Origin of the sequence: Salinibacterium sp. (genome assembly GCF_031364185.1) — a bacterium.
Classification (GTDB): domain Bacteria; phylum Actinomycetota; class Actinomycetes; order Actinomycetales; family Microbacteriaceae; genus Rhodoglobus.
In genome coordinates this window covers 1-9,697 of record NZ_JANLVV010000331.1, presented here as the reverse complement: position 1 = coordinate 9,697, position 9,697 = coordinate 1, and the positions used below count along the sequence as shown (strand labels likewise).

Below are 9,697 nucleotides of genomic sequence, written 5' to 3'. Positions count from 1 at the left end.
CTCGCCGGGCAGAAGCTGTTCGACGAGCACGGCGACGCGGCGGAGCCGTATGCGACCCTCGTCGACTACTTCTCCGCGACCCGGGAGCTCGCCGGCATGCGCCGATACCTCGAAGACGACATCGTCACTCGCACCAGCAATCCGGACAAAGACTCAGGCTACCCTCGCCGGGGTTCTAGGGGTTTGCGGATCGGCGAACTCACGTCGCGCATTTCGTCGTCGGATATCTCGGCGACGCTGACTAACCTTGCGGTGCCATTTGATCCCGAGTTGGACACGACGCAGGCCAAGCAGCAGTATACGGTTCGAGCGGCTGCAGCCAAAGCGGCAGGTAAGAAGCTCAAGTCTCGAGACGCGTTCCCCTACGACGTCGTGCTCGCTACCTCGATGCTCCAGGTGGGGGTGGACGTGCCGCGTCTCGGGCTGATGCTCGTGGTCGGCCAGCCGAAGAACACCGCCGAGTACATCCAGGCGTCGTCGCGAGTCGGCCGTGAGGCATCCAAGCCCGGCCTCGTAGTGACGCTCGCCAACCGCTCTCGCCCACGGGACATGGCTCATTACGAACAGTTCCAGCATTACCACGAGACGTTCTATGCGCACGTCGAGGCGTTATCGGTGACCCCGTTTTCCGACGCGGCGCTCGAGCGAGGATTGACAGGTCTGTTGGTCGCGGTAGCGCGGGTCTCCGACGAGCGAAACACCCCGTCGTTGTCGTCGGAAAAAGGCGCAGGCTCGATCGCGATCCGGCGTCCGTTCGTTGACAAGCTGGTCGATCGGATCGTCAAGCGGATCGCGGTCGCGAGCCAGGATGATCTCGTGGCTGAGGCCGCACGCGGCAAACTGATCCTCCGCCTCGACAAGTGGACCGACGAGTCGGACAAATGGTCGGGTGCGCTCACCTACCAAAAAGACACGGTGGCTGGCGGTCAGATCGTCTCGCCACTCCTCGTCAGCCCCGAGACTGTGGTACCCGACGAGAACAGTCGACTGTTCCAGGTTGCGAATTCGATGCGCGAAGTGCAGCCGGAGATCAACCTGCTGGTAACGCCGTTCGCCGGCAAACTTGCGGAGCCGATCACGGCCGCCGCACCGAATTGGGTATTTACGAAGAAGGACTCGAAATGACCAACGTGGGGAAAACGACAGCTGTGACGGAAGAGCTGATCGTTGTCGCTGGCGAAGTCGCCGACCCGTTCAGCGACCTCGACGATATCCCTTCGAAGAACAACAGCCGCGTCGGCTCAGTCCGCCCGAGTTCGTTGCTCTACACCTCGGGCATCGGCGCAACTGTCGACATGCCGCACCTCGCGGTCATGCCGCAAGGCCTCGACGCGTGGGAACTGGCCTACTCCAGGCAGGGAAAGCCCAAGCTGGTCTTGGTGGAACGGCTGCTGACCGCCGTGCGTAGCCAGCTCGGGCATCAAGTGGATGAGCTGCGACAGCCGCCCTGGGTTCCGGAGAAAGCGTACGAGAGTGGCACCCCGATCGGCATCCCGACCAGAGTGTTCCCGCAGTGGCTGCGCTGCACGGGATGTGACTTGCTCGCACCCATCTCGGAATCGAAGAAGTTCGAATTCGTGAATAAGAGCAAGCACCGGCCCGACAAAGCACAGTTCGTACACAAGGACTGCAAAGGCCGTCCCAAGAAGGGCCAGAAGCTCGGAACGCTGGACGCGCGCCCGCGTTTAGCAGTGCCTGCCCGTTACCTGATCGCGTGCACTGATGGGCACCTCGATGAGTTCCCCTACGTGGAGTGGCTGCATCGAGCCGATGAAGGGGGCGGCACGTGCTCGAAGGCACCCAAACCGGAGCTGCGGATGGTGGAGTGGCGATCGAACCTCGGCCCGCAGGTGACGATCAGGTGCGCGGCGTGCGAGACGAGCCGCAACATCGCGGAGCTCACCCGAGCCGGGGGCGAGAAGATGCTGCCCAACTGCCGGGGACGGCATCCGCACCTTCCGACATATGCGCCCGCGGATAACCCATGTCAGGCCGAAGTGCGCCTCATGCTGCTCGGAGCGGCGAATCAGTGGTTTCCGGCCTCCGTGAGCGTTCTGGTACTGCCTGCCCGCAAGAACGTCACACCGGCGGACGTCGCCGTGACGGTGAGGGGGCTGCCTGCCCCAACATTCGTCGACGTGCAATCGCTCGAAGACCTGGTCGTGTGGCGAAAGTACGGGCCCAAGAACGTCCGAGCGCTCTTCGAGGGTCTTTCCGACGAGGCGCTCTGGCAGGCGATTCTGATTGCTCGCGGCCAGGCGGTCGCCGGGGCAGACCTGGCGGCGACGCCGTCGAGCTTCGACCCGATCAGCCTGCTGGAACCGGAGTGGGACACGCTGGTGCATCCTGAGGACTTCGAGAGTGAAGATCGCAAAGCCGGATTTCGGGTGCGTCCGGTGGATGTGGCATCCGCTCTGCAGCCTGTGACCTCGCATGTGGTCGCTGTGGAGCGCGTGAAAAAGGCCAATGCTTTCATTGGATTCACTCGCATCGACGCGCTCGACCGGGTGGGGGACGCTCCCAGCCGGATTGCACCACTGGTGCAGTCGGGCAAGCCCAAGTGGGTGCCGGCGACGGAAGACCGCGGCGAGGGGGTGTTCCTCCGGTTCGATGAGGATGCAGTCCGAGCCTGGGAAGACGAAGTACTGGAATCGAACGTGTGGCAGGCCCACGTCGCGGCGAACGAGCGCAACGTGAAGCGTCGGCAGAGCCTGACAGCGGCGGAGATGGTCGCAGCGGATCGGATGCCCCCGCCTCGCTACTGGGCGCTGCACACGATGTCGCACTTGCTGATCCGCGAGATGGCGATGTCGAGCGGGTACGGGTCGGCCTCGCTAACCGAGCGACTTTATGCATGGCGAGAGACCGACGAGCGGAAGCCTGCGGCCGGTATCCTCATCGCCACGACATCGCCCGACAGTGAGGGCACGCTCGGTGGTCTGGTGGATCTCGCCCGGACCGAGCGGCTGGCCAACGTGTTCCGCAATGCGCTGCGGCGCGCCGAGCGGTGCTCGTCTGACCCCATCTGCGCGCACCGGGTGCCGAGCGGTCAGGAGGACTTCTTGCACGGAGCGGCCTGCCATTTCTGCGTGTTCGTGTCGGAGACATCGTGCGAGAAGGCGAACCGATTCCTCGACCGTCGCTTCGCCCTTACGCTCAATGCCGGGCCAGAGCACGCCTTAGACGGGCTGTTCCAGCCGGTGCTCGCAGCGTTCAGCGTGTAGCGCCATGCATGTGCTCGTTCGGCTCGCAAGGGCCCTCACCCCTTCACAGGCCACAGGCATCGCAGCGTCTTTGGAGATCGACGGACGACTCGACTTCGCGGTGTCGGCGCTTCCAGACGGATCACACCCAGCAGTCAGGCTGTTGAGCGAGGCGTTCTCACTGCTGGGCGATGCTGCGCTGTTAGCTGCTGTAGTGCGCGGATTCGCGGCCGCCGCCATGAAGGCCCCGAACCCTCCGCGAGCCGTGTGGAGCGGACCGACCTTCGAGGGTGACAGTGACCATACAACCGCCGCGATAGCTCACCTTATCGACGAAGCAACGGAAGACGTGTTCGCGTCGACGTTCTCGGCGACGTTGCACTCGCCCTTCGTCGATGCGCTCTGGCGGGCGATCGCTCGAGGCGTCTCAGTCACCGTGGTCGTTGAAGCCACGAAGATGAAGGACACGGCTGCGGCCCTCCAGCAGGCGCTTTCGGGCGCGAGCTTCCTCGCTTACGTGGCTCCAGCGGGCGAGTATGGCATTCAGCATTCAAAGGTCGTGATTGTCGATTCCTCGATCGCGCTCATCACGAGCGCAAACTTCAGCGATGCCGCCGCGCATCGCAACCTCGAGGCGGGGGTGCTGATCCGCGATCCCGAATTCGCTTCCAAGGTGCGTCAACGATTCACCTCGTTGTGGGCGAATGGGACGTTGATCAGGCTCTGAGCTCAGACGCGTATTCTGACTCTCATGTCGTGGGCATCGAGCGAGGGCACTCGGCGCTCGATGCTCGGAAACAAGGCTCGAGATACCAAACCTGAGCTCGCGGTGCGTCGGGCACTGCATGCCGCCGGATTTCGATACCGCGTAGACATCAGGCCCAGTCTTGAACTTCGAAGCCGTGCGGACATCGTCTTCACGAAGCGAAAGATCGCAGTCTTCGTCGACGGATGTTTTTGGCATGGCTGCCCGATCCACGCGACGATGCCGAAGAGCAACGTGGGCTACTGGGTGCCGAAGCTCCAAAGAAACACCGAGCGAGATCGCGAGACCACCCTCAAGTTGGAGTCGCTCGGATGGGTGGTGCTGCGTTTCTGGGAGCACGAGGCCGTGGACGCGATCGTCGACGCTATCAAGAAGCACTGGGCAGTCGACGACGTTCGAAAATGAGGCCATATCGCCACGCTGCGGCGTACATCATCGGGGTGGGTGCGCAGATCCCGGGCTCCGGAACGGCCGGGCTGCACGCGTTCGCGGATGATCCGGAGTGGCGTGGCTGGAGGGGTGCCGAGACGCCATTCCGCGGCTACCGCAACCTGATCAATCACGAGAGCCTCCGCGAGAGCAGCATTCCGCCGTTCGTGGACGACAGCCTCTGGCATCGATCGGTGGCGCGGGTCCAGGACTCCACACGACCGGGACTGGTTCCAAACTCGGCAGTCCGACTGAGGTGCTTTGGCCGCGGCGTTCAATCTCGAGACGCTAGCCTCAGACTGTCCAAGGTCGCCGCAACTCGGAAGCACACATGATTAGGTTTACCGATTTTCTGCCCGTCCCCGTCCCCGCTCGCACGAAAGTGAAGTTCAACATCAAAGCCGGCGCAGGCGGCGTCCCCGCATGGGATCTGCTCCTGAAGGACGACCAAGAACCTTGGTTGAACATGACCAGATACCGCGCAGAGAAGAACTCCAATAACAACTTGGACGAAGCGGACTACGTGCTCGCATTCGCACAGTATCCGCTCTATGGTCCGAACTTCTTCATCTTCGGTGGTCTCTTCGAGACGAAAGTTGTCATCCCGAAGATCAACAAGGGACCTGGGTACAGCCTCACGCCTCTGTCTCAGCACTCGGAATACATCAGGCGGCTGATCGTGAAGCTCGACGTGCCGCCTGGCCAATCTTACTTGCGTTGGTACGATTCGCTGCAAGAAAGCCTGATTGACCCCATCGTTTACGAGCTGGCACCCGACACGAAACTGGGCACCTTCCCCGGCTATCAAAACGTCCGACTCCGCCACGGCGAGATGCAACTCATTGTGAAGAATGCTGAACCGTCCTGGCGGAACGCACTATCGAATGTCAAAGCGGTTTATGTCATCACGGACGTCAGCGACGGACGTCTCTACGTCGGGTCAGCCTCCGGGGAGGCGGATGGTCTGTGGCAGCGATGGACCGCATACGCGAACGTGAACAAGCTCACCGGCGGGAACAGCAAACTCGAGGGGATCCTCGCTTCTCGCGGGCCGGAACACATCGTGAACCACTTCCAATACTCGATCCTCGAGATCTTCGACAAGAAAACGCGCGACGACACCATCCTGCAAAGGGAAGCTTTCTGGAAGCTCGCACTCGATAGCCGGGCAAACGGACTGAACGCGAATTAGGGGCACTACTACTACGCCGTCGCTCGTCGGCCAGCGCGCGCAGCGAAGTCATCCAGCGCATTCAACACTGGCTCGGCTAGCCACACTCGATTGCGGCGATGTGAGTTCGCGGCCTTCAGGACGCCTCGCTCTACGAGTGTGTCCAGCGCGCGGAATGCGGTTGGTGTAGCCACGCTGAGTTCGCGAGCAACGAGGTCTTAGTTGAGAACCGGGTGGGCGATCGCGAGGGCGCTGACTCGACGTGCGGCCGCGTGGGAGCGGAGTCCGCGCATCCTGCCTTCCCAGTCGGTCTCGATGGTTGCGATATCGCGAAGGAGCTGGCGTCCGTTGACGACGGCGTAGCCGGCCGCGTGGGTGAACGCCGTGATGATGGGCCGGAGTTCGCCGCGTCGATACGCGGTGAGGGCGCCGTAGTAGTCCTTGACGTCGTGGAGCAGCCCTACGGAGACCGGCACAGCAATGTTCGTGGTGACCTGTCCGTGGCGGAGCATCGCCTGGACGATTGCGCGACCAGTCCTGCCATTGCCATCGGGGAATGGGTGGATGGTCTCGAACTGCGCGTGGGTGATGGCGACCTGGGCCAGCATGGGTGTATTGGCCCGACCGATGAAAGCGACGACGTCATTCATTGCGGCGTGAATATTGGCCTTCGTGGCCCCCCCGGTGTCGTGGGTGAGCGCCATCACGCGGTAGCGCGAATGGCGTGGTTGAGCACCGCGGTCGGCGTGACTGTGCATCGCCTGAGAAGCTCCTCCCACCATGTGATGGCCACGTGGTGGAAGGAGTATCGGTAATGGTACGGAAGATCAAAGCGGAGCTGGTGTTGCAGCTGCGCAATCGGGGCCTGTCGCGAAGAGCGATCGAGTCCGCTCATGGGATATCCCGGCACAGCATTCAGGCGGTCCTCGATGCGGCCGAGCTGGCGGGCCTCGGTTGGGGAGACGTCGCGGAGATGTCGGAGGGCGAGGTGTATTCGGCGTTGTTCCCCGGCCGCGGGGTCCGGGAGAGCGTCTTCGCGCAGCCTGACTGGCCGCGGGTGCACACCGAGCTGGCCAGGGTCGGGGTGACGTTGAAGTTGCTGCACAGTGAGTATGTCGACGCGTCCTCTCGCGCCGGGCAGGCTGTGATGAGTTACGACCGGTTCTGCCGGCTTTATGGCGAGCACGCCGCCGTGACCGGGGCGTCGTCCCGGGTCGGCCACAAGGCCGGGCGGAGCATCGAGGTTGACTGGTCCGGGCCGACGATGCAGCTGCTGGATCCGGCCACGGGGGAGATCTCGAGGGTGTATTTGTTCGTCGCCTGCTTGCCGTTCAGCAGGTATGCGTTCGTGGAGGCGACGATGGACATGCGGCAGGAGTCGTGGCTGCGCGCCCATGCGGCGATGTTCGCCTTCTTCGGCGGCACCGTCCCGCGCCTGGTGCCCGACAATCTGAAGACCGGGGTGATCTCCCACCCCCGCGAGGGCGAGGTGGTCCTCAACGACGCCTACCGGGAGATGGCGGCGCACTACTCGGCGGCGGTGCTGCCGGGGAGGGTTCGGGCGCCGAAAGACAAGGCGAGCGTTGAGAACACGGTCTCCCATGTCGCGACTTGGGTCATCGCGGGACTCCGGCACGAACAGTTCACCTCCCTTCAGCAGTTGCGAGCGAGGATCCGGGAGCAGATCGATGTCTACAACCGGCAGCCGTTTCAGAAGCGGGACGGGTCCCGGCTGAGCGTGTTCACCGCGGAGGAGCTGCCGCTGATGCAGCCGCTGCCGGCGGTTGCGTTCGAGATCAGCACCTGGGCCTACCGGCGGAAGGTGAACAAGAGCGCCCACGTGGTTTGGGCGAAGAACTTCTACTCCGTCCCCTTCGCCCACATCGGCGCCCTGGTTGACCTCCGGGTCACGGACACGATGCTGGAGATCTATCGGAGCGATGAGCGTTTGACCAGTCATCTGCTGCTGCCGGCCAGCTCGGTGAATCAGTATCAGACGAACAACGCGGACCTGCCTGAGGGCCGCAGTTGGCAGGCCTGGGATCGGGCGCGGATCGATGACTGGGCCGCACGGATGGGACCTGCGACAACGTCGGTGATCGGGAAGATCTTCCAAGCGGCGGCGATCGAGGAGGTCGGCTACGACCCTGCTCTGGCGGTGCTGCGCCTGTCGCGGCGGTTCTCCCCGGCCCGGGTCGAGGCCGCTTGCGCGTTGGCGTTACGGGGGCCGATCCGGTCCCCTCGTTACGTGCATCTGCGGCCGATTCTCGATACCGGGCAGGACAAGACCGGGCACGTCCCCGACGAGCCGGAGGCCGATGATGGCGGCTACGTCCGCGGCAGCGCCTACTACGCCGGAGGAACCCGATGGGCCGCCTCGACGGGGAAACCAAACGCAAGCTCCGCGAAATGAACGCCGGCGAGCTGCTGGAGGCGATCCACACCCAGGATGAGACGCTCAGCATCGGCCTGCCATTCGAGGACCGGGTGAAGTTGGCCGTCGATGACGCCTACTCATCGTTCACGCATTCCAAGGTCGCCGGGCTGATTAAGCGGGCGGGGCTGCGTTACCCGAACGCGGACCTGCGGCGCGTCGACCTGCTCGACGAGCGCAGCCTGAACCGGCAGCTCCTGACCCAGCTCGGGACCTGCTCGTTCGTGAACCGGCAGCACAACGTCGTCTTCCAAGGGTTCACCGGATCGGGGAAGTCATACCTTGGCTGCGCGATCGCTAAACGCGCCTGCGAGCACCGCATCCGTACCCACTACGTCCACATGCCCGACCTCGAGGAAGCCTGGGTCGCCGCGCAAGACAGCCCCGGCGGCGCCGGGAAGTTCCTCCGCAAATACGCCGCGTTCACCCTGCTGGTCATCGACGAGTGGTTGCTGGACCGGCCCACGGAATCGATGCGCACCATGCTGCTGGAGTTGATGGAGCGCCGCTACGGCGAAACCTCGACCGTGTTCTGCACCCAATATCAACAGAAGGACTGGCACCAGCGCCTCGGCTCCGGCGTTCACGCGGACGCGATCATGGACCGGATCATCCACAACACCGTCTGGGTCGAGACCGGCAACTACAACATGCGCGAGCACACCGCACTGGCCACCGCGTAATCGATGACCGAGAGCGTCAGTGCTGCCGAGCCACACCACCACTGGCGCTCTCTCGCGCGATCGATAGTGCTGAACCGCACGATTGGGTGGTGCTCACAGCCTCAAATACTCAATCCTGGATATCGCGCAGATTGGGGATGCGTCTGATCAGACAGTGTGCAAATATTGTCCGGCCAAGCACGATCTTGTTCTCGATGGGGCTGACGAGTTTCGTGGGATGCATGGCCGTGTGTCGACATTCAACGGCACGCCGATGGCGTTCCTGGCCGCAGGGGTGATTCCGGTAGTCGTTGCCGCACTCACATTGCTGATCGCGCCGCCCCGGTCTAACGAACTTGCGCATTAGCTCACCGACAGCTCGGTGCTGACCCGCACCGGAACCGAGCAGATCGTCACCGGCCCCGCGGCGGCCACTTCGCTGTTGCGTGGGCGTGACGAGACATGATTTGGTCGTGCACTGTTCACTTTGCACAGGCGATGGTCGGCTGGCGTAGGGGCGATGCACTGCTGGCACACGGGTAACGGAGGGGGGCAGTTCGGTACTTTGAGAAGGCCCTTCGGAACATGATTGGGTGGGAGCCTTTGGCGCCCTCATGCCACACCGTTAGAGAAGAGTCTTTTATGGCCACCATCGTTGAAACCGCCGTCAGCGCCGGCTCGTTTACTACCCTCGTTGCCGCCGTCGGCGCCGCCGGCCTAGTGGACACCCTTAATGGAGAGGGCCCGTTCACGGTCTTCGCTCCCACCGATGAGGCGTTCGCTGCGTTGCCCGAGGGCACCGTTGAGGGCCTGCTCGCCGACATTCCGGCGCTCACGTCGATCCTCACCTTCCACGTGGTTCCGGGTGCTGTGCACGCCGCCGACCTGACCGACGGCATGGCTGCCGCCACGGTCAACGGTGCCGAGCTGCACTTCGACCTCAAAGACGGTGTGAAGGTCAACGGCGCGACTGTCGTCACCGCTGATATCGTCTGCGACAACGGCGTGATCCACGTCATCGACGCGGTGCTT

The 9,697-nt window shown here is 63.3% G+C and carries 10 protein-coding genes; 9 read left to right on the top strand and 1 reads right to left on the bottom strand.

Annotated elements, in window-relative coordinates:
* The 5 genes from RMN95_RS14460 to RMN95_RS14440 all read left to right on the top strand — a co-directional run.
* A partial coding sequence (locus RMN95_RS14460) for a helicase-related protein (protein WP_309617611.1) occupies positions 1 to 1,125 on the top strand: 1,125 nt, incomplete at its 5' end.
* The gene (locus RMN95_RS14455; protein ID WP_309617610.1) at positions 1,122 to 3,224 is read left to right on the top strand and encodes a DUF1998 domain-containing protein; all 2,103 of its coding nucleotides are present in this window, start codon (positions 1,122 to 1,124) and stop codon (positions 3,222 to 3,224) included. The genes RMN95_RS14460 and RMN95_RS14455, both read left to right, overlap by 4 nt.
* Before the next feature lie 4 nt (positions 3,225 to 3,228).
* On the top strand, positions 3,229 to 3,930 hold the full coding sequence (gene drmC / locus RMN95_RS14450; RefSeq protein WP_309617609.1) for a DISARM system phospholipase D-like protein DrmC: 702 nt from the start codon (positions 3,229 to 3,231) through the stop codon (positions 3,928 to 3,930).
* A 24-nt stretch (positions 3,931 to 3,954) separates the two neighbouring features.
* The gene (locus tag RMN95_RS14445; RefSeq protein ID WP_309617608.1) at positions 3,955 to 4,374 is read left to right on the top strand and encodes a very short patch repair endonuclease; all 420 of its coding nucleotides are present in this window, start codon (positions 3,955 to 3,957) and stop codon (positions 4,372 to 4,374) included.
* Between the two features lie 406 nt (positions 4,375 to 4,780).
* Positions 4,781 to 5,590, top strand: a complete 810-nt coding sequence (locus RMN95_RS14440; protein WP_309617607.1) for a GIY-YIG nuclease family protein — start codon at positions 4,781 to 4,783, stop codon at positions 5,588 to 5,590.
* A 197-nt stretch (positions 5,591 to 5,787) separates the two neighbouring features.
* Here RMN95_RS14440 and RMN95_RS14435 read toward each other — a convergent pair whose 3' ends face one another.
* Positions 5,788 to 6,327 carry a Fic family protein gene (locus RMN95_RS14435; protein WP_309617606.1) on the bottom strand — a complete coding sequence of 180 codons (540 nt, stop codon included), beginning with the start codon at positions 6,325 to 6,327 and terminating at the stop codon, positions 5,788 to 5,790.
* Between the two features lie 56 nt (positions 6,328 to 6,383).
* On the opposite strand from RMN95_RS14435, the gene istA reads away from it, so the two are divergent.
* The 4 genes from istA to RMN95_RS14415 all read left to right on the top strand — a co-directional run.
* Positions 6,384 to 7,982, top strand: coding sequence for an IS21 family transposase (istA, locus tag RMN95_RS14430; protein ID WP_309617605.1), 1,599 nt, complete (start codon positions 6,384 to 6,386; stop codon positions 7,980 to 7,982).
* Entirely contained in the window at positions 7,937 to 8,686 is a 750-nt protein-coding gene (locus RMN95_RS14425; protein ID WP_309617604.1) for an ATP-binding protein, read from the top strand. The genes istA and RMN95_RS14425 overlap by 46 nt, the downstream gene beginning before the upstream one ends.
* Before the next feature lie 217 nt (positions 8,687 to 8,903).
* Positions 8,904 to 9,032, top strand: a complete 129-nt coding sequence (locus RMN95_RS14420) for a hypothetical protein (protein ID WP_309617603.1) — start codon at positions 8,904 to 8,906, stop codon at positions 9,030 to 9,032.
* A 275-nt stretch (positions 9,033 to 9,307) separates the two neighbouring features.
* On the top strand, positions 9,308 to 9,697 hold a 390-nt coding region (locus RMN95_RS14415; RefSeq protein ID WP_309617602.1), incomplete at its 3' end, for a fasciclin domain-containing protein.

Excerpts from the sequence above, each read along its gene's own strand:
- drmC (WP_309617609.1), top strand. The coding sequence starts at position 3,229 with ATGCATGTGCTCGTTCGGCTCGCAAGGGCCCTCACCCCTTCACAGGCC.
- RMN95_RS14420 (WP_309617603.1), top strand. The coding sequence starts at position 8,904 with ATGCATGGCCGTGTGTCGACATTCAACGGCACGCCGATGGCGTTCCTG.
- RMN95_RS14435 (WP_309617606.1), bottom strand. The coding sequence starts at position 6,327 with ATGCACAGTCACGCCGACCGCGGTGCTCAACCACGCCATTCGCGCTAC.
- RMN95_RS14445 (WP_309617608.1), top strand. The coding sequence starts at position 3,955 with ATGTCGTGGGCATCGAGCGAGGGCACTCGGCGCTCGATGCTCGGAAAC.
- RMN95_RS14455 (WP_309617610.1), top strand. The coding sequence starts at position 1,122 with ATGACCAACGTGGGGAAAACGACAGCTGTGACGGAAGAGCTGATCGTT.
- istA (WP_309617605.1), top strand. The coding sequence starts at position 6,384 with ATGGTACGGAAGATCAAAGCGGAGCTGGTGTTGCAGCTGCGCAATCGG.
- RMN95_RS14425 (WP_309617604.1), top strand. The coding sequence starts at position 7,937 with ATGGGCCGCCTCGACGGGGAAACCAAACGCAAGCTCCGCGAAATGAAC.